Source organism: Candidatus Pelagibacter sp., assembly GCF_052049935.1.
Lineage (GTDB): Bacteria > Pseudomonadota > Alphaproteobacteria > Pelagibacterales > Pelagibacteraceae > Pelagibacter.
This window is the reverse complement of record NZ_JBNGZA010000001.1, coordinates 89,040-115,091: the sequence shown is the minus strand read 5'-3', so window position 1 is coordinate 115,091 and position 26,052 is coordinate 89,040. Positions and strand designations below refer to the sequence as shown.

The window sequence follows — 26,052 nt, the reverse complement described above, 5'->3', positions numbered from 1 at the left end:
TTTATACAGTTTATTTTATACCATTTTTTGTATAAGCTATTTAAACAATCATGACTGAGTCAGTTATCAAATGTGAAGGTGTTTACAAAATTTTTGGAAATAATGCCAAACAAATGCTTGAACAAGCCAATGGTAATGTTGATGCAAAAACCTTTCAAGAAAATGGATGTATAGTAGGAGTTAATAACGCTTCTTTTGAAGTAGTAAAAGGAGAGATGTTGGTTGTTATGGGTCTTTCAGGATCTGGAAAGTCTACTTTACTAAGATGTATTTCAAGATTAACAGATGCCACTTCTGGAAAAATTTTTATAGAAGGTCAAGATTTACTGTCTTTAAAAGAAAAAGAATTAATTGATCTTAGAAGAAATAAAATGGGAATGGTTTTTCAAAGCTTTGCGTTATTGCCCCACAAAACAGTTATTGAGAACATAGCTTTTCCACTTCAAATTAAAGGTATTAATACGCAAGATAGCATTAATAAGGCTTTAGATATGGTAAAATTGGTAGGCTTAGAAGGTAGAGAAAATTATTTTCCAAGAGAACTTTCCGGAGGTCAACAACAAAGAGTTGGGATAGCAAGATCGTTAGCGGTAGAGCCTGATATATGGTTTTTAGATGAACCTTTTTCAGCTTTAGATCCACTGATAAGAAAAGAAATGCAGGACGAGTTTTTAAGACTTCAAGAAAAATTACAAAAAACAATTATGTTTATTACTCATGATTTTGATGAAGCATTAAAATTAGCTGATCGTATTGCAATTATGAAAGATGGTATAATTGAACAATTAGATACACCAGCTAACATAGTTTTAAATCCTGCAACCGAATATGTAAGAAAATTTACCGAGGAAGTTCCAAGAGAAAAAGTTTTAAAAATTGAGGATGTTATGGATAAGAAAAACACCGATAATTTAGGTGATCTTAAGGTCTCAAAAGATGAAATTATAGAAGATGTTGCAGAAAAAATCTTAACACAAGAAGATATTGTAGGAGTAACAGACCAAAATAATAAGATAATTGGTTCAATTAAACCCTCAAAAATAATTGATACAGTTTTTGGAGGAAAAAAATAACCTTTAGAGTTTATGGAACTATTTAAAAAACATCCAAAAACTTTTCAGTGGTTGTTTTTATTATTAGTATTTTTCGGCCTTTGTTTTGCAATTGAAGTACCAGAAACTTATAAGTTTATCAGAGGTCAAGCCGAATTTGTTAAAGACCCTAACCAGAGCGTATATTTTTTCTTAGGTAAAGAAGTAAGGTACTACGCATTTGATAACTTTTGGAGATTACCTCCACTGCTTGGCTGGTTACCAATTTGGATAAATGACGGATTATTTTTTCTTCTTGAAGAATGGATGCCAATGGAGTTTTGGAATGAAGATACGCAAGAATATAAAACTCGACCTTTAATTCTTCAAATTACAAGAAACATTACTGCATTTATGACTTTCTTAATTGAATTATTTAGAGAATTATTATTAGGAGGGGTCGAAACAATTGTTTCTTTTACTAGCTGGGATTGGATTGATGCAAACCCATGGGCTGAGTTACCAGGTTTGCCATGGACTATCGTTGCAGCTGGAGTAACAATATTATGCTATAAATTAAGTGGGAAAGGTCTTGCAATCTTTGCTGCTTTCACAATGATCTATATATCAATCTTTGGTCAGTGGAAACCGTCAATGCAAACTTTATCTTTTATTCTAGTTGCAGTGCCCTTGTCATTTATTTTTGGGATAACATTAGGAATAATGGCTTTTAAAAGTAAAAGAGTTGAAAAAGCACTTTATCCAATTCTTTTAGTAATGCAGACGATGCCTCAGTATGCAGTCTTAGTTCCTGCAATGGTATTATTTGGAATTGGTGACCATGCAGCGGTTATAATTACAATGGTAGTTGCAATACCACCAATGATACTTCTAACATTATTAGGATTAAGAGCAGTACCGCCAGAAGTTATCGAAGCAGGTAAGATGAGTGGCTGTACTAATTTTCAATTAATGACGAAAGTTTTAATCCCAACAGCGAGACGAGATATTTTAATTGGTGTTAACCAAGTAATAATGGTTTGTTTTTCAATGGCAGTAATTGCTGCTTTTATTGGAGCAAAAGGTTTAGGATGGAATTTACTTTTAGCACTTAACCAATTGAATATTGGTTTAGCTTTAGAAGCAGGCTTATGTATTAGTCTAATTGCAATTCTTTTAGACAAAATGTCTTTAGCATGGGCAAACAAGCAAGAAGATTATTTTGGTAACTTAACTTTTTATCAAAAGTATAAAAATTCTTTATTCTTTGGAGCAGCTGTAATTATCGGAGCAATCCTTGCATATTCAGGGACATTAATCTTCAAAGATACTTTTAATTATCTATATGAAATTCCTCACAATAAAGGAATTTCAACAGCTGCATTTTGGAACAAAGGTGTAGATTGGATTTTTGAAACTTTTTTTGTTTATATAAAAGCTTTTAATACTTGGCTTATAACAGAGGTTTTACAGCCTATGAGAGCACTATTTTTAAGAATGCCAGCAGTAGCAACTTTAGTTTTAGTTGTAGGCGCAGGTTATATTATTGGTGGAGTAAGATCCGCAATGGTAGTTGGTGGTTTAACATTATTTATAGCTTTTAGTCCTTGGTGGGATAGAGCATTAGTCACCACTTATATGGCTACTTTTGGTGTGGCTTTATCAATGATTATAGGTCTAATTGTTGGAACTATTTGTGTTCAAAACAAACATTCCACAAATTTTATGCTAGGAGTTTGTGATATTTTTCAAACATTCCCATCTTTTGTTTATTTAATTCCAGTAATGATGTTATTCGGAATAACTGACACATCGGTTTTAATTGCAGTTATAGTTTATGCAACGATACCCGCAACAAGATATACAATTGAAGGATTAAGAGGTGTTTCACCTGCTTTACATGATGCAGCAACAATGTCTGGTGTAACTAAATTTCAAAGATTAACAAAAATTGAATTTCCATTAGCTTTCCCTCACATTATGTTAGGTTTAAATCAAACAATTGTATTTGCTTTATTTATGGTAATTATCGGAGCATTTATTGGAACAGAAGATTTAGGTCAATATATTTTAAAAGCTTTATCTGACAAACAAGGTGGTGGAAAAGGCTTAACCCTTGGTATTTGTGTGGCATTCATAGGGTTAATTTTTGATAACCTAATTAGAACATGGGTTGATCAAAGAAAAAAACATCTTGGAATAGATTAACAAATTATTGTAATCTCAAATTATATTAAAATTCACTTATGAAAAAAATCTTAGTTATAGGCGCAGGTGCAATGGGATCAGCTTTTTGTGTTCCATCATTGGAAAATAAAAATGATGTCACACTAATTGGAACTCATTTAGAAAACCAACTTATTGAGGAATTAAAAAAAAAAGATAATTTTCATCCAATATTACAAACTAGGCTTCCCAAAGAATTAAAGATTAAAGAATTTAGTGAAATGAATGAAGTTTTAAATAATAAACCTGATATTATTGTAGTAGGGGTAAGCTCTTTAGGAATTGATTGGTTTATTGAACAAATTTCTAAAAATTTTCATGATAACCAAAAAATTGTTTTGTTAACTAAAGGATTATCAATTTTTGAAAATAAATTAATTACCATTTCAGAAAAAATTAAGATTTTATTGGATCGCAAAAATTTTAAAAACATTAATATCTCTGCTGTAAAAGGACCTTGTTTAGCAGTTGGAATTGCAAATAAAATTAGAACAGGGGTTGTTATAGCCAATCCTAAAATTGAAGAAGCAGAAGAATTATCAAAAGTTTTTTCAACAGATTATTACAAAGCAGAAATTTCAGATGATTTAAATGGGGTAGAGTTGTCTGGAGCAATTAAAAATATTTATTCAATGTTAATAGGTGCTTCTGAAGGTTTAAGTGCGCCTAACGCTCCAGAGGAAATTAAATCAAAATATTATTTAAATACAGCCTCATCCTTGGTTCATAGATCAATTTCAGAAATGGTTAGCTTTGTTTCACATTATGGTGGCAAGTCTGACACTGTTTATGGTCTTGCTGGGTTAGGAGATTTATATGTAAGCGCCTTAGGTGGCAGGAATAGTAAAATGGGCAAATATTTGGGACAAGGTTTTTTATATAAAGATATTATTAATGATCAGATGAAAGGTGTTACAGTCGAGGGAGCCGAACTTGCATTAGAATTAGGAAATGAATTAAGAAATGAACTAAGCGGAAAAAAATTTCCGCTTATGTTCAATATAATTGATGCTATTTGCAATAATCAAAAACTTAAAATTAATTGGTAATAAGCTTTAATTATCTAAAAAAGTTTTCATAGAGTCATCCATAGCCTTCTCCCATGACGTATGATGAACTGGCGCTACAGATCCTGTGACAGGTGAAGAGAAAGACTTATTTCTGTAAGTCATAATATCTTCTACTTTATGATGTTCCCATTCTTTGAAATGTGTTCTGATTAATTCAAAATCAATTTTTGGATAGTCAGACATTTCGTGCAACTCTTTTGTATATTCTGTTTGAAAGTCAATCATTTGATCAGGGTTTTCTAGTTTTTCCTCCATAGCAACCCATTTATTAATGTCTGCATCTATCTCTTTTGCATCAGGCATTTTAATTTTACCCATGATGACATCTCTTGCAAACCACGCTTGGCAATCAAACATATTGAATGTGTGAAATTGATCTTGCATTCCAAGATAAATCATCTTGTGATTATCTTGCCAAACAACACCTTTGTATAATTTTGGTGGGTATAATCTATTGTGAGTTTTTAGTTTTAAACTTTCATCTATAAAAGGAAAATGATGCAGATAACCTGTACACAATATTATTGCGTCAGCATTTTGCTCTGTACCATCTTTAAAGATAGCTTTTTTACCTTCTAGTCTATCTAAATAATGAACTTCTTTCATGCCTTTTGGCCATTTGAAACCCATTGGATTATGTCTATAACCAATAGTTACACTTTTAGCTCCGTATTTATTACATTGCAAAGCAACATCTTCAGCGGAATAACTACTCCCAAGAACAATCACATCTTTTCCTCTAAATTCCTCAGCATCTCTAAAATCATGAGAGTGCATTATTCTTCCTGGAAAAGAACTCATCCCCTCATACTCTGGAATAAATGGCACTGAGAAATGTCCTGAAGAAACCACCACATAATCAAAAGTATCTTTTGACATTTCATTGTTTACTTTATCTTGATAGCTAACTTCAAATTTATCACCTTTACTTTCAATGTTTGCTACTCTTGTGCTAAATTTTATTTTGCTTTTTGAATTACCTTTTTTGACCCTTCCAATAATGTAGTCATAAAGAACTTCTCTTGGCGGGAAAGATGGTATGGGACGACCAAAATGTTCATCAAAAGAATAGTCAGCAAATTCTAAACATTCTTTAGGACCATTAGACCATAAATATCTGTACATACTATTTGGAACTGGATCACCATATTGGTCAGAACCCGTTCTCCAACTGTAATTCCATAGTCCACCCCAGTCCTCTTGTTTTTCAAAACAAACAACTTCAGGAACTTTTTCACCTTTTTTTTCAGCCTGTTCAATGGCTCTTAAAAATGACAATCCACATGGACCAGCACCTATTAATGCGACTTTAGACATAATTTCTCTCTCCCTTTTCTTTTTTATATAATTATCTTACACAAAGTTTAGTGATACTATCAACAAATTATTAAACCAAAGGTGCGACCAAGAATCATAAATTAATGAAAAAAATTCTTATAGTTGAAGGCAATCTTAGAGAGGAAAATGAGAGCTTTTCTAAAGTAGGAATTCAAACTCATACGCAGAGTTTAAAAGATAGTTTAGCGTATTATACGAATGATTTAGAGTTTGATGTTGTTAACCCATCATCAGATGAAAATATCCAACCTATTATTGAAAAACTTTCTACCTATAATGGTTTAATATGGGGAGGGAGTAGTTTAAATATTTATAACGATACACCAGAGATAAGAAGACAAATCGAATTTATGCGCGAATGTCAGAAAAATGTTAAAAAAATTTTAGCTATTTGTTGGGGCTTGCAAGTTGCCGTTACTGCTGCTGGAGGTCAGGTTAAAAAAGCAAACGACTCAAACATTGGGATAGCAAACAAAGTAACAATTAATGAAAAAGGTTTGGCACATCCTTTATACAAAGGTAAAGATAAAATTTTTAATACTCCAGCATTTAATTTTGATGAAGTAGTAAAAATACCTGAAAATGGAATATGTTTAGCATCAAATAAAATAAATAATGTTCAAAGTTTATACTTTGAGATTAACGATACAAAAATTTGGGGTTTACAATATCATCCTGAAATTACTTATGAAAAAATGATAAGTTTAATTGAATTTAGAAAAGATAAACTTGTTGAGACACGAAAAGTATTTAATTCTTTAGATGAAATAGATAATCATATTAATTTTATCAAAAACGAAATATCAGTTTCAAACAGAGACAAAACAATGATTGAATTAAGAAACTGGTTAAATTTTATTAATTGAGGTTAAAATAAACCTTCAATTTGACCTTTGTCATTTAATTTGATTGCATCAGCTGCTGGGACTCTTGGTAGACCAGGCATAGTCATGATAGCACCACAAATTACAACAATAAATTCTGCTCCAGAAGATAACCTTACTTCTCTAATTGGCAAAACATGTCCAGAGGGAGCACCTTTTAAGTTTGGATCAGTAGAGAAACTATATTGTGTCTTCGCAACACATATTGGAAGATTACCATATCCTTGTTCTTCGAATGATTTAAGTTGATCCCTAATTTTTGTGTCAGCTGTTACCTCACTCGCTCTATAAATTTCTTTTGCAACTGTCTCTACTTTTTTAAATAAAGGAGTTTTATCTTCATAAAGAAATTTAAAGTTAGCTTCGTTTTTATCAATTAGCTCTACAACGTGTGAAGCAAGTTCTTTTGTTCCCTCACCACCATTTGCCCAGTGAGTACATAGTTTTGCTTCAACTCCCATTTTTTTACAAGAGTCTAAAAGTGCATTTACTTCGTTTTCTGTATCAGCAATAAAATGATTAACAGCAACAGCTACTGGTAAACCAAATTTTTTAACATTTTCTACATGTCTTTCTAAGTTTACTAACCCTTTTTTGAGTGCATCAACATTTTCATTTTTCAATTCATCTTTTGATAAACCACCGTGCATTTTTAGAGCTCTAACTGTTGCAACAATAACTACACAACTTGGTTTTAATCCTGATTTTCTACATTTGATATCTAAGAATTTTTCAGCACCTAAATCAGCTCCAAATCCAGCTTCTGTAACAACGTAATCAGCTAACTTTAATCCAGCTTTTGTTGCGATTACAGAATTACAACCATGAGCAATGTTTGCAAATGGCCCACCATGAATGATTGCAGGGTTGTTTTCTAATGTTTGTGTAACGTTAGGTCTGATTGCATCTTTTAACAGAACTGTCATTGCACCTTGAGCGTTTAAATCTTTTGCGAAAATTGGTTTTTTTTCTCTAGTATAACCAATTGTAATATTTCCTATTCTATTTTCTAAATCTTCCAAATCATTTGCTAAGCAGAAGATTGCCATAATTTCCGAAGCAACTGTGATATCAAAACCATCTTCTCTGGGAAAACCATTAGCAACACCACCTAGATTAATATTGATGGATCTTAAAGCTCTATCGTTCATATCCATTACTCTTTTCCAAGTAACTCTTCTTACATCTATATTTAATTTGTTACCCCAATAAATATGATTGTCGATTAAAGCAGATAAAAGATTATGAGCTGATGTAATTGCGTGAAAGTCACCTGTAAAATGTAAATTAATTTGTTCCATCGGAACAACTTGTGCATAACCGCCACCAGCCGCTCCACCTTTCATTCCAAATGAAGGACCTAAGCTTGGTTCTCTTAAACACACTATAGATTTTTTTCCTATTTTGTTTAATCCATCGTTTAATCCTACAGATGTGGTTGTTTTACCTTCTCCAGCTGGAGTAGGAGTTATTGCTGTAACTAGAATTAATTTTCCGTCTTTATTGCTTTTTAATTTATCAAGATACTCAAGATTTATTTTTGCAATATGTCTGCCCATTGGGCTAAAGGCTTCAGGCTCATCAGGTACATTAATTTTATCAAGGATCTCCTTGATAGGTTGCATTTTTGCTTCTCTTGCTATTTCTATATCTGACTTTGGCATAAAATAATCACGACGTTTTATTCAATTTCATTTTGTTTTAAACTTCTAAAAAATATATATAAAAAATAATAAGAAAAGTTTAGATATTTTTCGCTAAAATCATCTTATGCAAAAATATTCAATTTTTAGTCTAGTCAAAAATGCTTTCTCTAATCATCAAAACTGGGATTTAGCTTGGAAAGATCCTGAACCAAAAGAAGAATACGATGTAGTAATAATCGGTGGTGGAGGTCATGGTTTAGCTACAGCATATTACCTAGCTAAAGAACATAACATTACAAAAGTTGCGATAATTGAGAAAGGTTGGATTGGTGGAGGAAATATTGGCCGAAACACAACCATTATCAGATCAAATTTTATGTACGATGCTAATGCGAGATTTAATGAATTTGGAATGGATTTATGGAGGAATATGAGTCAGGAATTAAATTTTAACGTAATGTTTTCTCCAAGAGGAATAGTTAATTTAGCCCACTCTGATGCACAAATGAATGCTTATGCAAGAAGAGGTAATTCAATGAAATTGAACGGAATTGATGCTGAATTACTAAATAGAGAGCAAATAAAAAAAATGATACCTATGGCTGATTTTTCAGACGATGTTAGATATCCAATTTTTGGAGGTCTTGCGCAACCAAGTGCAGGAACTGCAAGACATGATGCGGTAGCTTGGGGATATGCAAGACAAGCTGACTCAATGGGAGTTGATATAATTCAAAATTGTGAAGTAACAGGGTTTGATGTAGCCAATGGTAAAATCAAGGGTGTTAGAACTAGTAGAGGAAATATTAAAACAAAAAAAATTGGTCTATGTGTTGCAGGAAGTTCAAACGTTTTAGCTGAACAACTTAATATGACGTTACCTATTGAAACACATTTATTACAAGCATGCGTATCAGAGCCAGTCAAACCTATTTTAGACGGAGTAGTAACTTTTGGTGCAGGCCACTTTTATATAAGTCAATCAGACAAAGGTGAAATGGTAATGGGTGGTGATTTAGATGGTTACAATAGTTATGCTCAAAAAGGAAATTTACCAACAATCCAACATGTTTTAACTGGAGGTATAGCCCTGTTTCCTTTTTTAAGTAGACTTAAAATGCTTAGAACATGGGGTGGTATCATGGATATGTCTATGGATGGTTCTCCAATTATTGACAAAACTCATATAGATGGTTTGTATTTAAATTGTGGTTGGTGCTATGGTGGTTTCAAATCTGTTCCAGCGTCTGGTTGGACGTTTGCACACACAATCGCTCAAGATAGAATACACGAATTAAATTCTGAATTAAGTCTAAGTAGATTTGATAAAGGTTATTTGTTAGACGAAAAAGGTCTTGGAACAAAAACTTGGATTTCATAAATGTTAAATATTAAATGTCCATATTGCGGAATGAGAGGCCATAAAGAATTTGCTTACGGTGGAGATGGAACCATAAAAAGACCTGAGTTAAATCAAGACGTATCAGATGAGAAGTGGAATGAGTTTGTTTATTTGAGAAAAAGTCCAAGAGGCAAACATATTGAGCTATGGCATCATATAGCAGGATGTAGACAATGGTTTAAAGTTCATAGAGATACAGTTACCCATGAAATTTTTCAAACTGCAAAAATGAATGAAGAAATAAAATGAGTCAATCACACCGTTTAACTAATGAAGGTTTAATTAATAGAAATAAAGAAATAACTTTTTCTTTTAATGGAAAAGAATATGTTGGTTACGAAGGGGATACTTTAGCTTCAGCATTATTAGCAAATGGTGTTCATTTAGTTGGAAGAAGTTTTAAATATCATAGACCAAGAGGTTTTTTTGGTGCCGGTGTTGATGAACCGAATGCGAAATTACAAATTCAATTGAATGGTCATTCAGAACCAAATGTTAATGCAACAGAAATTGAACTAGTAGATGGTATAGAAGCTTCAAGTCAAAACTGCTGGCCATCAGTCGAATTTGATGTAGGAGCAATAAATAACTTTTTAAATAAATTTTTTCCAGCTGGATTTTATTACAAAACATTTATGTGGCCAAAAAGCTTTTGGTACAAAATATATGAACCTTTTATAAGAAAAGCAGCAGGTCTAGGTGTTGCATCAATAGAAAAAGATAAAGAAAGATACGAACATAAATATGAATATTGTGATTTGTTAGTTACAGGATCAGGTCCAGCTGGATTATCAAGTGCATATGCTGCAGCAAAAAATGGTGCAAAAGTAATTTTAGCAGAAGACAAACCAAGATTTGGTGGATCACTTTTAACAGATGATGTTACAATTGATAATTTATCTGGAAAGGCATGGACTGATAAAATTATCACTGAGTTAAAAGAAATGCCAAATGTGATTGTGAAAAATAGATCTCAAGTTTTTGGATACTATGATCACAATATGATGGTGATGTTTGAAAGAACAGGTGATCATTTAAAAGAAAAACCTAAATATACCCCAAGACAAAGACTATGGTACATAAGAGCAAAAGAAGTTTTGTTATCAACAGGTTCGATTGAAAGACCTATAGTTTTTGGAAACAATGATACACCAGGAGTGTTTTTATCTGCAGCAGCTAAGGAATACATAAAAGTTTACGGTGTTTTAGTTGGAAAGAAACCTTTAATATTTACTAATAATGATAGTGCTTATGAAACTGCTTTGGAATTTAAAAAACAAGGTGTTGAGTCAATTATTTTAGATACAAGAGAAGAGCAATCATCTGAATTAATAGATGCAGCAAAAAATCAAAACATAAACATTAAATTTTCTCACGCAGTAATAGCTGCTAATGGATATAAGAAAGTAAAATCAGCTCAAATTGGTAAACTCAATAAAGATAAAACTGGATTTGAGTCGTCTGAAATAATTGAATGTGATTGTATTTGTGTTTCTGGTTTTTGGACACCAACAGTGCACTTAGCTTCACAATCAGGAAACAAACTTAAATTTAATGATCAGATAGATGCTTTTGTCCCAGATAAATCAAAACAAAACGAAACATCTATTGGTGCATCAAAAGGTACTTTCGCTTTACAGAAAACTTTAGATGAAGGATTTAAAACTGGATTTGAAGTCTCAAAAAATTTAACAAATAATGATGTGTCAATTCCTACCCCAAACTCAAATGAACCTAAAAAAAATGTTCATGATAAATTTTGGTGTTCACCTTTACCAGAAGGAAAAAATTATAAAAGATTTGTAGATTTTCAAAACGATGTTGCAGTGTCTGATATTGAAGTGGCTTTAAGAGAAGGTTACAGATCAATTGAACATGTTAAAAGATATACAACATTAGGAATGGCAACAGATCAAGGTCGAACAAGTAATTTAAATGGTCTTCAATTAGTTGCAAATGTTGAGAAAAAAATTGTTCCACAGGTTGGACATACAACTTTTAGACCACCATTTACTCCCATTACTATTGGTACAATTGTTGGAAGAGAAGTTGATATGGAATACATGCCAACAAGAAAAACTCCAATGCACTCATGGCACGAAGAAAACAACGCTGTGTTTGTTGATGCAGGAGCTTGGAAAAGACCTAGGTATTATAATCAAGGAAACGAAACTTTATTTGAAGCATCTAAAAGAGAAGCGAAAAATGTTAGAGATCATGTTGGTATTTGCGATGTAACAACACTTGGAAAAATAGACATTAAAGGACCAGATGCTGCAGAATTTTTAAACAGAGTTTACACTAATGCATGGTTAAAATTACCAATTGGTAAAGCTAGATATGGGGTAATGTTAAGAGAAGACGGAATTGTAATGGATGATGGAACAACAACAAGAATTTCAGAAAACCACTATCATATGACAACGACAACTGCTCAAGCAGCTAATGTCTTATCTCACTTAGAATATTACTTACAAGTTGTTTGGCCAGAATTGAATGTAAATGTAATTTCAACAACTGAACAATGGGCTGGGGCAGCATTAGCTGGACCAAAGTCAAGAGATGTATTATCAAAATTATTTCCAGATCTAGATGTAAGTAATGAAGCTTTACCTTTTATGGGTTACACAGAAGGAGATTTATTCGGAGTTAATGCAAAGATTTTTAGAATTTCTTTCTCGGGTGAATTAGCTTATGAAATAAATGTTGCTTCTGATCATGGTCTTTTTATGTGGGAAAAAATGATGGAGGTCGGAAAAGAATTCAATATTCAACCTTATGGAACAGAGGCTCTATCAACACTGAGAATAGAAATGGGTCATGTGGCAGGACCCGAATTAGACGGAAGAACAATTCCATATGATGTTTCTTTAGAAGGATTAGTATCTAAGAAAAAAGATTTTATTGGCAAAAGATCATTGCAAAAAGAAGCTTTTAATACGAATGATAGACAAAAAATTGTAGGACTTGTCCCATTAGATAAAAAATCTAGCATTCCAGAAGGATCTCATTTAGTTATAGATAAAAACGCAAAATTACCTAACCCGAAATTAGGTCATGTGTCTTCTTCTTGTTGGAGTGTTGAAAATAATAATCCTTTTTCATTAGCCATTGTTAAAGATGGAAAGAATATGATTGGTAAAAAATTATTTGCAGTGTCACCATTAAAAAATACTGCAATTGAAGTTGAAGTTATATCCTCTCATTATGTGGATCACGAGGGAAAGAGAGTTAGATCATGACAAATGTTTCGCCACTTAATTTTGTACACAAGACTGGCAAATTCGGAGATTTTGAAGGGAAAAATGAAAATGACTTATTAAAAGTTTCGGAAATAAACAAACTATTAATATTCCAAATTGCAAAATATCGAAATTCTGATTTTGATACATCAAAAATTAAAATTGATAATCTTGAATTACCATTATCTTTAAAATCGTCCTCAAATTCAAAGACAAGAATACTATGGTTAGGACCTGATAATTGGTTAGTTTTTTCCTCTAGTTTAGATCTAATTCAAAAAGAAAAGGATCAATTTGATGATAAGCATTTAGCAATCACTGATATCTCACATTCGAGAACTATTATAGAAATAGAAGGAAATTTAGTAGATGAAGTATTAAAAAAAGGATGCCCATTAGATATAAATTCTCTAAAAGAAGGTGATTGTGCGAATTCTGTTTACAATGGAATTACAGTAACATTAGATTTTATCTCAGATAATCCAAAGAAAGTTAGAATATCAGGATTGAGAAGCTTTGGTGAGTCATTGCACCATTCTATAACTGATGCTTGCTTAGAATTTGGGTATAAGTCAGTTTAATTTATTTTCTTGTTGCAATATATACACCAGCAGTAGCAATCAGAAATCCGACTATATCTAAATTACTTAATTTTTCTCCTAAAAAAAACCATGCCATCAAAGCTGAGGTTGGTGGAATTAGAAAAAATATAGAAACTGTTTTGCTTGCTGAATTTTTTTTTATTAGAAACATCAAAATTGTAAAAGCACCAAAGGAAACAAGAAAAACTTGATGTGCCATTGCAATTAAAAAGGTTTTAGTAAAATTTATGTAAGGATTTGCAAAGAAGACAATAATTATAATGTGAAATAAAAAACCACCGACTGCTTGATAAAAATTACTAACCCCTAATGATAAATTGTTGCTTATTTTTTTTTGCCAAAGCGTTGAAGTTGTAATAGCTAATAAAGCTATAATGGTTGCAGCTAAACCCAAAACTGGAATCTCAACACCAATATCTAATCCTAAGACCATTGCTGATCCAATAAAACCAAGTATTACCCCAAGCCATTGTTTGAAAGTTACTTTTTCATTTAAAATAGGTCCACTTAAAGCATTTGTTAGTATTGGTTGAAGAGTGACTATTAAAGCAGCTATACCTGTTGGCATTCCTTTTGACACTGAGTAAAAAACGCCTCCTAGATAAAGTCCATGAAATAAAACACCACTCAACAATGACTCAAAAATATTTTTTTTGCTAACTAAAAGTTTCTGATTTGTATAAATTGAATATATGGCAAATCCTAATGAAACCAAAAAAAATCTAAATGCTAGAGCTGAGAATGGATCACTATTATCAGTAAGAGGTTTTGTTGTAATAAAAGCAGAAGACCAAAGAATGATAAATATAAATGGAAATACTTTAATCACTATCAGTCAATCATATCTAATTTGATTAGATTTTCTTGTTTAGTTTCTTTACACCATAATTCGTAACTTTCACAAGTTCTCCATAAATGATCAAAAGCTCTTTGAGATATTTCTAAAGGATAATGGCTTTTTGCATAGTATAACCCAGAAAATTGGATCAATTGTTTAACCATCATATCTTTTTGAATATTTAAAAGCCTGATTGTTTCTTCAGGAATTTTCTTTTTTGTTTTTTTATCTACAAAATTATTTTTTTTTAATTCCTCAAACCAATCATCATGGAATTTTCCACTGCTAATTTCTTTGTAAAACTCAGACCCAATAAATCTATCAACAGCGTCAATATTAGTTATCCCAGGGTTTTCTTTTTTTATTTGAACTACTTTTAAATAAATTAGTTCAGCAACATAAAGAATATACGGTTTCTCTTTTGAAATTTTCACTTTTTATTTCTTATATTTCTTTACTGCAGATGTAGCTAAAATTAAATTTGGATCTAAAAAGATTTTTGAAGTTTTTGCAGTTTTGATTGATTTGAATGCAAAAATTGCAATTGGAAGTTCAGTGCATCCTAAAATAATTTTTTTACATTTATTCTTTATTAAATATTTTATTGATGATTGAATGACTTTAGCTGCTTTTTTTACGTTACCCATTTTAACTTCTTTAATAGCTTTGTTTACACTTTGTTTTTGAAGTTTATTTGTTGGAAAACATAATTCGTAATCTTTACTAAAAATTTTATCATACACTTTTGTTTTTAAAGTACCTTCTGTTGCAAGAAGACCAATCTTTGAATTTTTTTTACATTTTTTTTTAGTATGATTAAAAACTTCTTTAGGCATATTTATAATTGGTATTTTTATCTTTTTTTGTAAATCATCGTACCAATAGTGCGCGGTATTACATGGTATAACAATAAATTTACAATTTGCTTTTTCTAATTTTTTACACCCATCAACTAAACTTTTTAAGACTTTTTCATACTTTCTTTTTGAAGAAATATTTTCAAATCTGTTAGACAATGTTCCAGTTGTATTCCCAATAGATTCTGGTCTTCCTGGTATATTTGATTTGTTATATAAAAAGAAAAGTGGATAATCTTGATCAATTTTTCCTCTATATTGAGTAGCTAACTTATTACAAAAATCTAGACCTGCTTGTGTTCCCATTCCACCTAGAATACCAATCATAAATTAATTAATCCTATTCATTTATAAGCTTTGTGTAATACATTGAGTTAATATCTTCTTTATAGTGTGCAAAAGGTTCACAAACTTTAAACCCACATTTATCAAATAATTTTCTTGCTGGTAAGAAAAATTTTCCAGCACCAGTTTCTATACTTAATCTTTTAATTTTGAGTTTTTTTGCCTCTCCAATAAGATGATTAATCACTTTAATTCCATTATTCTGGCCTCTAAATTTATCATGAACTCTTATTGATTTAAATTCACCATGCTCTTTATCTAAAAATTTTAGAGCACCGCACCCCATTAGATTATCATTTTCCCATAAACTCCAAAATTTTATTGTTGGATCTTTTAAACCTGGAATATCTAAAACATGTGCACTTCCTTCTGGAGACGCAGCTCTCAATTCTATGAAATGTTTTATAAGCAATTCATTAACTTCAGGATTTTCAAAATTTCCTTCAATTGATTTAATCATTATATAAGTGTTGTTAGGTGACCCATTTTTCTTTTCTTTTTAACTTCTTTTTTTAAGTAGTCAAAAAAGAATTGATTTTTTTCAAGTGTAGGGTTCTGTCTATAATGTAGAATATCTTCACCAATTAGATTAATCATTTTTGCATTTGATAATTTTTTAAGAGGTATTCTATCTAATTTACAAACTGCTCTTATATGATTTTCAAATTGGCTTACATTGAATGCATTTATTGTTAAATGACCAGAATTATGAACTCTAGGCGCAATTTCATTAACATAAAGGTTGTCATTTCTATCAACAAAAAATTCTACACACATAGTCCCAACATATTTTAATTCCTCAGCAAGCAATGTGGCCCATTCTTTAGATTGATTTAAAATATTTTCACTAATATTTGCTGGTATTTCTGAATATTTTAAAATTTGATCCTCATGTTTATTTTCTATTGGCTCATACACTTCATAACTATTAACACCAAACCTAGTAACAATAACAGATATCTCTTGTTTTAACTTAATTAGTCTTTCTAAAATATATTCTTTAGAAAAATCTATGTTTAATTTTTCTATATCTTCATGAGATTTAATTGGGTATTGACCTTTACCGTCATATCCCAAAGTTGTGGTTTTAAGAATACCTGGTAATAAATCTCCTAAAGCTTCTAAGTCGGATTTTTTTTCAACCACCGCATATCTTGTTGTTCTTATATTGAATTTATTAACAAAATCTTTTTCTGCGATACGATGTTGTATAATTCTATTTACAGAAGGTTTAGGCAAAACAGGTTTTGAATTATTCATTTCATTCAAAGTTTGATAAGGAATATTTTCAAACTCGTATGTAATTAGATCTACTTTTTGAACAAATTCATTTATTTTGTTTTGATCATTATAAGATGCATGAATATATTCATCACAGAAATTTTGTGCTGGCCCATCTTTATCATCACAATATACAACAACTTTTATATCAAACTTTTTTGCAGCAACAGTTAACATGCTACCTAGTTGTCCACCACCAATTATCCCTAAAGAAATATTTGACATTTACTTTATTTAGGTTTCTTCTTAACTTTATTTGTTTGTGATTTTCTCCAAGACTTCAACTTATTTCTAATTTTACTATTATCATTTGCAAGAATTGATGCTGATAATAAAGCTGCATTAATTGCTCCATCTTCACCAATTGCTAATGTACCCACTGGAATACCTTTTGGCATTTGAGCAATTGAAAGCAGACTATCGAGTCCTTTTAATTTTTTACTCTCAATAGGAACACCTAATACAGGTAAAGATGTAATCGCTGCAATCATCCCTGGCAAATGTGCTGAGCCACCAGCGCCAGCAATTATTACGCCTGTGCCATTTTTTTCAGCATTTTTTGCAAATTGATACATCCTATCAGGAGTTCTATGTGCCGATATAATTTTAGTTTCAAAAGATACGCCAATTTTTTTTAATATATTTTCAGCAAATTTCATGGTTTTGTAGTCAGATTGACTACCCATAACTATTGATACTTTTTTATTTTTCTTCATTGAAACCATTGAAATCTTTATTTCAAACTCTAAGTAAAATTTCAATAAATTTATAGAAATTGAATATGAGATTGATAGACTATTTATATCATCATGAGCAATAATTATAGAATTGATAATCTTCAGTATTGTAATTGGTCTAGAGAAATTTTTCAGATCAATAGAGAAGCAAAGTTAGATGCTGTACATGTAACAATAGTTTATCACGAGGACTATGATGAGTTATTGTTAGAAATTAAGAAATGGCAAAAATTAGCTGAAAATAATTCTGATTTGATTTTTTTAGCTAATAATTCGACAGATATAGAGAAAGCAAAAAAATCAAATAAAACTGCAGTATTTTTTGGATTTCAAAATTGTTCACCTATTGAAGATGACATTTCTTTAGTTGAGAAAGTACATCAACTTGGATGTAGGTTTATGCAACTTACTTATAATAACCAATCTCTACTAGCAACAGGCTGTTATGAAAGAAATGATAGTGGTGTAACAAACTTTGGGAGAGAAGTAATCAGAGAGATGAATAGAGTGGGAATTGTAATTGACATGTCACACTCGGCAGAAAAAAGTAGTTTAGATGCAATTGAGTTTAGTGAAAAACCAATAGCGATTACACATGCCAATCCATCTTTTTGGCATCCAGCAAAAAGAAATAAATCAAATGACCTTTTAAAGGCCTTAAATGATAGTAACGGTATGTTAGGTCTTTCTTTGTATCCTCATCATTTACATAATAATAGTAAATGCACATTAGAAAATTTTTGTGAAATGGTTGCAAAAACAGCAGAAATTATGGATGTAAAAAATATTGGTATTGGTTCTGATCTTTGCCTTAATCAACCTGATGAAGTTGTTGAATGGATGCGTAATGGAACATGGACTAAAACTAAAAACTATGGTGAAGGCTCAAAAAGCAAACCTGGTTTTCCAGATCAACCTAGTTGGTTCAAGGACGCAAGAGGATTTGATAATATTGAAAGTGGTTTAAAAAAAATTGGATTTTCTGAGGAAGATGTGAATGGAATTTTAGGAAACAATTGGTACAAATTTTATAAAAATATTTAAAATATGAATATTGAGTTACGAAGTCCAGAAAAAGTTATGAAATTATCAAGACTTGGATCATTTCATCAATCAAGACTTTCTTTTTTAAGAAGTTTTTTAAAAGAGTTTAAAGATTGGGAGTATAGCAGAGATTTATTTGTTCTTAATAAAGAAGGATTTGGAACTGCTGTATATTCATTTAGAAAAGATGAGAGAGCTTATTCTCTAATATGTTTTGCAAATCAAATTGATGATAGCGAAAGATCAGATAGAGTAATTGCCACAAAATGGGATGCTGCCTTTACTCTTCATGATGGAATTCCTGAAAAAAAAGATATTGAAAGATTAAGAAATGAAGTTCCAAAGCAAGAAGTTGGAAGAATGTCTTACAAAGAACTTACCTTATCTAGAGCAAATAAATCTGTAAGAGTTTTTAATCATGTTGTTGAAAAATTAAGTAACGGAGAACAACCTGATTTGGAATTGTTGTCTAAGGTTGGATATTTATACAGAACTACAGCTGTATATGGTTCTGGAAAATTTGGATTAGCAGATAGGTTTAGAATAAAGAATAGAGAAGAAATCAATGGTCCATTTAGATTAGAAATGATGTTAGTTTACTTAGTAAGACAATTTACTTTTGACCAAGTAAATCATATTGCAAAATGTCGAAATCCTAAAAAAGCAATCTCTTTAGATAATAAAATTTCTAAAAATTTAGGCATAGGTAACTCAACTGGGTTAGGTATGGCACCTTTTATAGTAAACCATCCAACTTTATTGAACAATTGGATATTGATGAGAGAAACTGCTCTAAAAAAAATCAGAGAAATCAAAAATGTTAAAGATCAAGATTTTCAATTATTTTGTACTTGTTTGAAAAATTCTTTGACTAATATAACTAGCTGGAACTCTGATAGTGAATATCAAATTAAGAAAATTAAATCTCTTTTGGTTGATATAAATAAATTTTTAAAATTTATAGATAATGAACTTGATAGAAATAAAGATTATTTATTCAATGAAATTTACAACTGGATTGATCAAAATATGTGTGAAGAAGCAATTGAATATATAGTTTCAATCATGCTTGAACCATATGATGAAATTGTGGAACCTTTAATTCAAAAAATGAGTTCCGATGAAGAAAAATATTTTAATATTCCGACAAATAGATCAACAGATGATTTAAGTAAGATATTAAAGGATAGATATTCAGAAATTTTAAAAATTGATTTTGAAAATAAAGAAAATAATCAAAATTTCTGGTTTATATCCAAAAATAAAGAAGAACCAAGACTTGCAGATAGATTTGATGAACAAGGATCCGAATTAGAGCAACCGCTAGCTATTGCAAGAGATATAAAAAAATTACATCAAAAAATAGACAAATTAAAAAAACCAATTTCTGTTGCAGAGTTTTTAATTGAAAATGCTGATTTGAGACATGTAGTGAGACGTGTTTTTATAATTGAAAAATTTCCTTATTCTGAAATTCAAGATAACACCATAGGTAAATCAATTATGCCGATAGACATGTTAAGACTAAAGTTGTCATATTTTGGAGCATTAAAGTTTGATCCTAGATCAGATAAATGGTTAAGAATTTGCATGTTTCAAGGAGCACCTCTTCCTAATGATTTAAAAAATTATGATGAGCAATGGGTTTATAAAACCCAGATTTAAAATGAGATCTCTCAGTGAAATTGAAACAGTATCGAAAAGAGCTAGTAGGGCAGCTGGTTTTAGTTGGGGAGAAGCAGAAGAAATAGGAAAAAATATAAGATTATTAGAATTGTTCGGTTTACCAGGAATAAAAAATTTAAATTTATTTTTGTCAGAAAAAAAAAATAATATATTTGAGAATTTAAATTTAATTTTAGAAACAAATAAATCTAATAAAAATCACTTTTGCCCAATTTCAACTGGCATCAGCTTCTTAGATCAGATAGATAATTTAAAAGATAAGATTATCTCAATTAATAATATTGCTTATCCAATATTATTTATTCCATTCTTAAGCAGAAGTTCAGAAATTATTGGAAAAAGAATAAAGTTAAAATTTAATCAAACACAAATAATACTTAATTTTAATGTAAATATTTATTCAGATTATAATTTTTCAGATTTAATTTTAAAAGGTGAAGATGTTGAAATTAGTTTTTTAGAAAATACTGATACATTTTCCGAAGATGAATGGAAAAATCTTTATAAATTAAGTGAAGATACATTTGTTGAAGAATCTGAAAGTTTAAAACAAGGTGGAGCAGGAGCAGGATTAACTGATAATGATTGAAAATAATGATGAGCTTGTTTTAGAAGATGTTAACGAGGAAGAATTAAATAATATTTGTGATGAATGTAAGCAAGAACATCAAAGTGTTACTCAAAACTTAATATTAACTGGATATAAAATTTGCAAATCTTGTAGAGTTTCTAAAACTATATTCCCTCTTTAACTTACCTGACTTATTGGCATTGCATCCATTCTACTCATTACAAATGAGATGGATAAAAATACAATTATTAGAAAAGATAAGAACACTATACCAAAAGATTTCATATTGGATTTAAGATTGAGAATTTGTTTTGTTGAAATAATTAAACCAGCAAAGATCCAAAATTGCGTAAGAAAAATAATTGGTATCATTAATTCTGGTGTTACCGCAAAAAACCTAATTAAGCCTGGTGCATGCGCAAAACCAACAGCAGTTAGTACTTTTTTAAATGGTATTTTAGTATCTTTGTCTGGAAATAACTTAACACCAATAACATAAATTAATATTGCCCATACAAACCATGTAATAATTGCAGTCAAACCTGAAACACCAATAGCAGTTTTAACAACTGTATTAGCCGCAACTGCACCAGCCACACCATCTAAAATCATGATAAGACCAGCAAAATAAATTGCAGCTTCTCCAAAGTTTTTGTTATCTTTGTAAAGTGATCGATCTAGTTTAATTGATTTAAAAATAATATTTAAAAATTCACCAAACATATTTTATTTTTTTTTATCTTTTTGTTCTTTATATGAAACAATTAGTGGAAATATTATTAAAGCAATCGCAATAATAATGCAAACAGCGATTAGGAAAGTTTTTGACATAATTTAAAGGGGGCAATGTATTTGCCCCCTAAAAATAAAAATTAACCTTTTACAACTTCTCTTGTATTTGCGTTGTAAGATTCTTTAAACGGAATATCAACGACTACAGCATCTACAGGTTGACCTGGTTTGTCTACATATTGATCAGGTAAATGTATTTTATACTTTGTACCTAATTTACCTTTTGGAAAACCATTAGAATTTAATGTTCCATCAAAAGGCACATATCCCATTGCGATATTTTGTTTTTTCTCAGGGTGATACCAAGGAGAAGTAACAAAACCAACTGGGTCGCCACCATCTTCATTTGATATTAACCAGAAATCAGGAGCGTATTCTTCAATAGGTTTTCCACCTAGCTCAAGACCAACTAACTGTAGTTTGTATGGTTTTTTTCCTGCTTTAAGATCAGCTCCCATTTTTTCGAGAGCAGCCTTTCCAACATAATCACCTTTCTTTTTCCATTCACCTTTTCCTGATAATGAAACTTGGTAACCTAAGTTACATTGAAAAGGATTATGCTGTTGGTCTAAATCTTGACCCCATGAAAGAATTCCTGCTTGAATTCTTCTATGGTGAGCTGGTGCAATAACCATTAAGTTATGTGCTTTACCTTTATCAAGAACAGCATTCCACATATCCTCAGCATGTAAAGTAGAGTCTCTTAGGTAAATTTCATATCCTGCTTCTCCAGAAAAACCAGATTGAGAAATAATAACATCTCGTCCTCCAACTTTAGCAGCAGCTAAACCGTAGAATGGCATGTCATCAAAATCAACTTGGTCTCCACAAAGATCTTTCATTAATGCTTTTGATTTTGGACCTTGAATTTGAACTGGACTAACATCGATTTCATTTATATCGACATTAAATCTTCCATCTGCATTTACTCCTTGCAGATACATTCCAATATCACTATCAGATAAACTGAACCAAAACTCATCCTCTGAAATTCTTAAAAGAATTGGATCATTAAGAACTCCTCCATAAGCGTTACATAAAATTACATATCTGGCTCTCATAGGTGAGATCTTAGTTGCATCTCTTGTAATTACGTAATCAACAAATTTTTCTGCATCTGGACCCTTAACTTGAATTTGTCTTTCTACGGCTACGTTCCACATTGTTACATGATTTACAATTGCATCATACTCAACCATTGCACCGCCATCTTCTGGTTTTACATATCCTCTTGGGTGATAGATACGATTGTAAACAGTTGCTCTCCAACAACCTGCTTTCATTGATAAATGCCAATATGGAGATTTTCTTACTCTCGTTGATATTAACATTTCTACTTTAGTAGGACCACTTTGTCTTAAGTTGTATGGTACCTTTCTGTCAGACTGATCTACTGACGTTACATGCCTTACTTTGTCGTAATCGAACTCTTTAGACATATTTGTTCTCCTTCAACCACTTGTTTGTTTCCTTCAAGCCGCCGAATGTATAAATGTGGAAGTTATCAGTATGCGATTTAACCTTCCCAATTAAATCATTAGGGTCTTTAGGTTTTAATAAATCTAACGCCTTACTAAAATTAGATTTAAGAAAGTTAATGGAATTTTTCGCACCAACGATATTTGCAAACTTAATTAAGCTTGAAATTTTCATGGGCCCAGTAATTCCAACATGCACTGGTACGCTTTGTTTAGAAATGAAATCAATAATAGGCTGAGTATCTAATAACCATTGAGTTACAATATAATCAGCATAAGGCTTCTTATCTATCATTGCTTTTTCTAAATCTTGGTCAGAAATATCAGGGCTTCCTTCAGGGTGTCCTGCTATTCCAATTTTAATTCCTTCCAAATAACCTGTTTCGAGAATTTGAAATGAACTATCAAATTTTCCAATTGGTTCTCTACTTCCACCAATTACCAAAGCTTGTTTTACTCCTAAATCTTTACACATGTTTATGTAATCTTTAAGCTCTTCATCGTTGTTTATTGAACGAGCTGGAACATGTGGAACAGGGTTAAAACCTTCTTTTACTAAATCTCCCGATTTTTTTGCTGTCTCTTTATAGTCTCCTCCAGGCAATAGCGTTACGTAAACATCCTTTACAGCAGGAAGAGTGCCAAGGTCCGTATGAGGACCAATTTCTAAAGAAAAATTCATTCTTCCCCGACTCGTATCTTTTTTGAAAATCTCTGTCAAAGAAATTCATTTCATGCTCTTAGGAAATTTATTGCTAAAAATTTTACCCATGGTAATTTTTTCTATGTCTCAGAAATTCACAAATTCAACCCTTTCAAGAATTTTGGAAATAGATAAGCTTAAAAATGTAGATATGCCAATTGAGAATGCAAATGGCCTCCCTAATGAATGTTACACAAATGCTGATTATTTGGATTACGAAAGAGAAAAAATTTTTTGTAATAAATGGATTGTAGTAGGTGTCGCAAGCTCAATTCCAAATCCAGGAGATGCTAGACCATATAATCTGCTCGGGATTCCTTTAATTTTGGTAAGAGACAAAGATATGGATATTAAAGTATTTCATAATGTATGTAGCCATAGAGGATTTAAACTTGTTGATAAACCATGTACTTTAAAAAATGTGATCAGGTGCCCTTATCATTCTTGGTCTTATGATTTTAAAGGAAACCTCATTGCAACTCCGCATATTGGCGGTCTTAATAATCACCAATCCGAAAAATTCGATAAAAATAAAAGTAATTTAAAAGAGGTAAAATCTAAAGTTTGGATGGATATAATTTTTGTAAATATCAATTCTAATGAAATAGAATTTGATGATTATATTAAACCTCTTGAAGATAGATGGTCTGGTCTTATTAATAAAGATGACCAAAAATTAATCGTTCATTCTAATGATTATGGTTATTTTAATTTAGACGTAAATTGTAATTGGAAGTTTGCAATAGAAAATTATTGTGAGAGTTATCACTTACCAACAATTCATCCTGAACTGAATAAAGTTTCAAATATCAATGATCATTATCATATTCAAGGTTTGCCAAATAGATTTGCTGGTCAAGGAAGTAAAAAATATGAACAACCTGTAAAAGGAAATAAAAAATTTGAAACTTTTCCTAATTGGGACAAAACAAAACTTAAGAATTCTGAATATATAGCGTTATTCCCTAATGTTATGATAGGTTTACACATAGATCATTTTTATGTTTATTGGTTAGAGCCTTTAGCAATGAATAAAACTCGTGAACATATGCAAATGTATTATATTGGAAATGAAAGTGCTAACGGTGAAGAACTTAAAGAATTAAGAAAAGAAAATTCCAGATTTTGGAAAGATGTAATGATAGAAGACATAAAAGCTATAGAAGGAATGCAAGAGGGTAGAAATTCACCAGTATATAATGGAGGAAATTTTTCTCCAGTTATGGATCAACCAACACATCAATTTCATAAGTGGGTTGCAACTAATTTACTATGAAAATAATTTTAATCATGGGTCTTCCAGGATCAGGAAAAACAACTTTAGCTAATGAATTAGCACCATTGCTTAATGCAAAGAGACTTAATGCTGATGAAGTTAGAAAAGAAGCTAATGATTGGGATTTTTCAGAGGAAGGAAGAAAAAGACAATCAAAAAGAATGGCTGACTTTGCTCTAAAGATAAAAGAAGATGGAAATAATGTAGTTGCAGATTTTATTTGCCCAACACCTGAAGCAAGAAAATTATTTCCAGCTGATTTTGTAATTTGGGTAGATACAATAAAAGAAGGTAGATTTGACGACACAAATAAAATGTTTGTGAAACCTGACAAGTTTGACTTTCATGTAACAACACAAGATGCTAAAAACTGGGCACCAAAAATATTAAAGGAGATAAAATAATGGCTTACGAATGGGATAATAAAAAACCAACCGCACAAATGTTAGGAAGATGGCAACCTTTTCATGATGGCCATTACACTTTATTTAAAGAAATAATTAAAAAAACTGGACAAGTTTGTATTCAAATTAGAGATGTACAAGGGGTTGATGATAATCCTTTTGATTTTGAAACAGTTAAAAAAAACATAGAGGAAAGACTTAATCCTGAGTTTGAAGGTAGATTTAAAATTATGTTAGTACCAAATATTACAAATATTTGTTATGGAAGAGGTGTTGGTTACAAGATTGAGGAAATTGTTTTATCTGAAGAAGTTCAAAAAATCTCAGCTACCAAGATTAGAGCTAAAATGAGAGAAGAAGGAAAACTTTAGATCACTCTGTATAATTTATATTTACCAAAGAATTAAAATGTAATAACGTAATCTTATGAATTTTAATTTATCGACTCACCATCATAGACTTGCAAGAGTTGGATTAGGTTCTAAACTATCCTCAAAATTATTCTCATTATTACTTAAAAAGACAGATTGTAAAAATCATTTAAATTTTTCTACTCCTACCAAACTGTAAAATTTCCTTCTTAGGCAATCTAAATAAAT

Annotated in this window: 27 protein-coding genes; 16 read left to right on the top strand and 11 right to left on the bottom strand. The window is 30.9% G+C overall.

Going from position 1 to position 26,052, the window contains the following annotated elements:
- The first annotated feature begins 50 nt into the window (after nucleotides 1–50).
- From ACTT90_RS00520 to ACTT90_RS00510, 3 genes are read left to right on the top strand one after another with little or no spacing between them, the layout of a single operon-like run.
- Nucleotides 51–1,073, top strand: coding sequence for a quaternary amine ABC transporter ATP-binding protein (locus ACTT90_RS00520; RefSeq protein WP_440936952.1), 1,023 nt, complete (start codon nucleotides 51–53; stop codon nucleotides 1,071–1,073).
- A 12-nt stretch (nucleotides 1,074–1,085) separates the two neighbouring features.
- Nucleotides 1,086–3,239 carry an ABC transporter permease gene (locus ACTT90_RS00515; protein WP_440936951.1) on the top strand — a complete coding sequence of 718 codons (2,154 nt, stop codon included), beginning with the start codon at nucleotides 1,086–1,088 and terminating at the stop codon, nucleotides 3,237–3,239.
- Between the two features lie 38 nt (nucleotides 3,240–3,277).
- Complete coding sequence (locus ACTT90_RS00510) at nucleotides 3,278–4,306, top strand: 2-dehydropantoate 2-reductase N-terminal domain-containing protein (RefSeq protein WP_440936950.1); 1,029 nt, start codon at nucleotides 3,278–3,280, stop codon at nucleotides 4,304–4,306.
- Between the two features lie 6 nt (nucleotides 4,307–4,312).
- On the opposite strand, the gene ACTT90_RS00505 is transcribed toward ACTT90_RS00510, so the two are convergent.
- Nucleotides 4,313–5,644: an NAD(P)-binding domain-containing protein gene (locus ACTT90_RS00505; protein ID WP_440936949.1), complete on the bottom strand. Its 1,332-nt coding sequence runs from the start codon at nucleotides 5,642–5,644 to the stop codon at nucleotides 4,313–4,315.
- A gap of 104 nt (nucleotides 5,645–5,748) precedes the next feature.
- Here ACTT90_RS00505 and ACTT90_RS00500 point away from each other — a divergent pair, with 104 nt between their 5' ends.
- Nucleotides 5,749–6,531: a glutamine amidotransferase-related protein gene (locus ACTT90_RS00500; protein WP_440936948.1), complete on the top strand. Its 783-nt coding sequence runs from the start codon at nucleotides 5,749–5,751 to the stop codon at nucleotides 6,529–6,531.
- Between the two features lie 2 nt (nucleotides 6,532–6,533).
- Here the strand turns inward: ACTT90_RS00500 and ACTT90_RS00495 are convergent, their stop codons facing one another.
- On the bottom strand, nucleotides 6,534–8,213 hold the full coding sequence (locus ACTT90_RS00495) for a formate--tetrahydrofolate ligase (RefSeq protein ID WP_440936947.1): 1,680 nt from the start codon (nucleotides 8,211–8,213) through the stop codon (nucleotides 6,534–6,536).
- Nucleotides 8,214–8,319: 106 nt separating this feature from the next.
- On the opposite strand from ACTT90_RS00495, the gene ACTT90_RS00490 reads away from it, so the two are divergent.
- Genes ACTT90_RS00490 through ACTT90_RS00475 form a run of 4 tightly spaced genes read left to right on the top strand, consistent with a single transcriptional unit; the run spans nucleotide 8,320 to nucleotide 13,420 of the window.
- Entirely contained in the window at nucleotides 8,320–9,576 is a 1,257-nt protein-coding gene (locus tag ACTT90_RS00490; RefSeq protein ID WP_440936946.1) for a sarcosine oxidase subunit beta family protein, read from the top strand.
- A complete protein-coding gene (locus ACTT90_RS00485; RefSeq protein WP_440936945.1) occupies nucleotides 9,577–9,846 on the top strand; it encodes a sarcosine oxidase subunit delta in 270 nt (89 codons plus the stop codon).
- A complete protein-coding gene (locus ACTT90_RS00480; protein ID WP_440936944.1) occupies nucleotides 9,843–12,839 on the top strand; it encodes a sarcosine oxidase subunit alpha family protein in 2,997 nt (998 codons plus the stop codon). Before ACTT90_RS00485 ends, ACTT90_RS00480 begins: the two co-directional genes overlap by 4 nt.
- Nucleotides 12,836–13,420 (top strand): sarcosine oxidase subunit gamma, encoded by a 585-nt coding sequence (locus tag ACTT90_RS00475; protein WP_440936943.1) that lies wholly within the window; start codon nucleotides 12,836–12,838, stop codon nucleotides 13,418–13,420. The genes ACTT90_RS00480 and ACTT90_RS00475 overlap by 4 nt, the downstream gene beginning before the upstream one ends.
- Before the next feature lies 1 nt (nucleotide 13,421).
- Here ACTT90_RS00475 and ACTT90_RS00470 read toward each other — a convergent pair whose 3' ends face one another.
- From ACTT90_RS00470 to purE, 6 genes are read right to left on the bottom strand one after another with little or no spacing between them, the layout of a single operon-like run.
- Entirely contained in the window at nucleotides 13,422–14,270 is an 849-nt protein-coding gene (locus ACTT90_RS00470) for a DMT family transporter (RefSeq protein ID WP_440936942.1), read from the bottom strand.
- 2 nt (nucleotides 14,271–14,272) lie between these two features.
- A complete protein-coding gene (locus tag ACTT90_RS00465; protein WP_440936941.1) occupies nucleotides 14,273–14,713 on the bottom strand; it encodes a hypothetical protein in 441 nt (146 codons plus the stop codon).
- Between the two features lie 3 nt (nucleotides 14,714–14,716).
- Nucleotides 14,717–15,463: an aspartate/glutamate racemase family protein gene (locus ACTT90_RS00460; protein ID WP_440936940.1), complete on the bottom strand. Its 747-nt coding sequence runs from the start codon at nucleotides 15,461–15,463 to the stop codon at nucleotides 14,717–14,719.
- 13 nt (nucleotides 15,464–15,476) lie between these two features.
- Nucleotides 15,477–15,941 carry a GNAT family N-acetyltransferase gene (locus tag ACTT90_RS00455; protein WP_440936939.1) on the bottom strand — a complete coding sequence of 155 codons (465 nt, stop codon included), beginning with the start codon at nucleotides 15,939–15,941 and terminating at the stop codon, nucleotides 15,477–15,479.
- On the bottom strand, nucleotides 15,941–16,987 hold the full coding sequence (locus tag ACTT90_RS00450) for a 5-(carboxyamino)imidazole ribonucleotide synthase (RefSeq protein WP_440936938.1): 1,047 nt from the start codon (nucleotides 16,985–16,987) through the stop codon (nucleotides 15,941–15,943). Before ACTT90_RS00450 ends, ACTT90_RS00455 begins: the two co-directional genes overlap by 1 nt.
- A gap of 5 nt (nucleotides 16,988–16,992) precedes the next feature.
- Nucleotides 16,993–17,478, bottom strand: coding sequence for a 5-(carboxyamino)imidazole ribonucleotide mutase (gene purE, locus ACTT90_RS00445; protein ID WP_440936937.1), 486 nt, complete (start codon nucleotides 17,476–17,478; stop codon nucleotides 16,993–16,995).
- A 93-nt stretch (nucleotides 17,479–17,571) separates the two neighbouring features.
- Between purE and ACTT90_RS00440 the strand changes: the two genes are divergently transcribed.
- Genes ACTT90_RS00440 through ACTT90_RS00425 form a run of 4 tightly spaced genes read left to right on the top strand, consistent with a single transcriptional unit; the run spans nucleotide 17,572 to nucleotide 20,981 of the window.
- Nucleotides 17,572–18,543, top strand: coding sequence for a membrane dipeptidase (locus tag ACTT90_RS00440; protein ID WP_440936936.1), 972 nt, complete (start codon nucleotides 17,572–17,574; stop codon nucleotides 18,541–18,543).
- 3 nt (nucleotides 18,544–18,546) lie between these two features.
- Nucleotides 18,547–20,208 carry a hypothetical protein gene (locus ACTT90_RS00435; protein WP_440936935.1) on the top strand — a complete coding sequence of 554 codons (1,662 nt, stop codon included), beginning with the start codon at nucleotides 18,547–18,549 and terminating at the stop codon, nucleotides 20,206–20,208.
- 1 nt (nucleotide 20,209) lies between these two features.
- On the top strand, nucleotides 20,210–20,818 hold the full coding sequence (locus tag ACTT90_RS00430) for a DUF3726 domain-containing protein (RefSeq protein ID WP_440936934.1): 609 nt from the start codon (nucleotides 20,210–20,212) through the stop codon (nucleotides 20,816–20,818).
- Nucleotides 20,811–20,981 carry a hypothetical protein gene (locus ACTT90_RS00425; protein ID WP_014953495.1) on the top strand — a complete coding sequence of 57 codons (171 nt, stop codon included), beginning with the start codon at nucleotides 20,811–20,813 and terminating at the stop codon, nucleotides 20,979–20,981. The genes ACTT90_RS00430 and ACTT90_RS00425 overlap by 8 nt, the downstream gene beginning before the upstream one ends.
- Here ACTT90_RS00425 and ACTT90_RS00420 read toward each other — a convergent pair.
- The 3 genes from ACTT90_RS00420 to ACTT90_RS00410 all read right to left on the bottom strand — a co-directional run bounded on the left by ACTT90_RS00420 (nucleotide 20,978) and on the right by ACTT90_RS00410 (nucleotide 23,791).
- The gene (locus ACTT90_RS00420; RefSeq protein ID WP_440936933.1) at nucleotides 20,978–21,523 is read right to left on the bottom strand and encodes a hypothetical protein; all 546 of its coding nucleotides are present in this window, start codon (nucleotides 21,521–21,523) and stop codon (nucleotides 20,978–20,980) included. The genes ACTT90_RS00425 and ACTT90_RS00420 overlap by 4 nt on opposite strands.
- Nucleotides 21,524–21,672: 149 nt before the next feature.
- The gene (locus ACTT90_RS00415) at nucleotides 21,673–23,031 is read right to left on the bottom strand and encodes a glycine cleavage T C-terminal barrel domain-containing protein (RefSeq protein ID WP_440936932.1); all 1,359 of its coding nucleotides are present in this window, start codon (nucleotides 23,029–23,031) and stop codon (nucleotides 21,673–21,675) included.
- The gene (locus ACTT90_RS00410) at nucleotides 23,024–23,791 is read right to left on the bottom strand and encodes a methylenetetrahydrofolate reductase (protein ID WP_440936931.1); all 768 of its coding nucleotides are present in this window, start codon (nucleotides 23,789–23,791) and stop codon (nucleotides 23,024–23,026) included. The genes ACTT90_RS00415 and ACTT90_RS00410 overlap by 8 nt, the downstream gene beginning before the upstream one ends.
- Before the next feature lie 64 nt (nucleotides 23,792–23,855).
- Between ACTT90_RS00410 and ACTT90_RS00405 the strand changes: the two genes are divergently transcribed.
- Genes ACTT90_RS00405 through ACTT90_RS00390 form a run of 4 tightly spaced genes read left to right on the top strand, consistent with a single transcriptional unit; the run spans nucleotide 23,856 to nucleotide 26,023 of the window.
- Nucleotides 23,856–25,049, top strand: coding sequence for an aromatic ring-hydroxylating oxygenase subunit alpha (locus tag ACTT90_RS00405; protein WP_440936930.1), 1,194 nt, complete (start codon nucleotides 23,856–23,858; stop codon nucleotides 25,047–25,049).
- The gene (locus tag ACTT90_RS00400) at nucleotides 25,046–25,453 is read left to right on the top strand and encodes an AAA family ATPase (protein ID WP_440936929.1); all 408 of its coding nucleotides are present in this window, start codon (nucleotides 25,046–25,048) and stop codon (nucleotides 25,451–25,453) included. The genes ACTT90_RS00405 and ACTT90_RS00400 overlap by 4 nt, the downstream gene beginning before the upstream one ends.
- Nucleotides 25,453–25,824 (top strand): cytidyltransferase, encoded by a 372-nt coding sequence (locus ACTT90_RS00395; protein ID WP_014953489.1) that lies wholly within the window; start codon nucleotides 25,453–25,455, stop codon nucleotides 25,822–25,824. Before ACTT90_RS00400 ends, ACTT90_RS00395 begins: the two co-directional genes overlap by 1 nt.
- A gap of 55 nt (nucleotides 25,825–25,879) precedes the next feature.
- The gene (locus tag ACTT90_RS00390) at nucleotides 25,880–26,023 is read left to right on the top strand and encodes a hypothetical protein (RefSeq protein ID WP_440936928.1); all 144 of its coding nucleotides are present in this window, start codon (nucleotides 25,880–25,882) and stop codon (nucleotides 26,021–26,023) included.
- The last annotated feature ends 29 nt before the right edge of the window (nucleotides 26,024–26,052 follow it).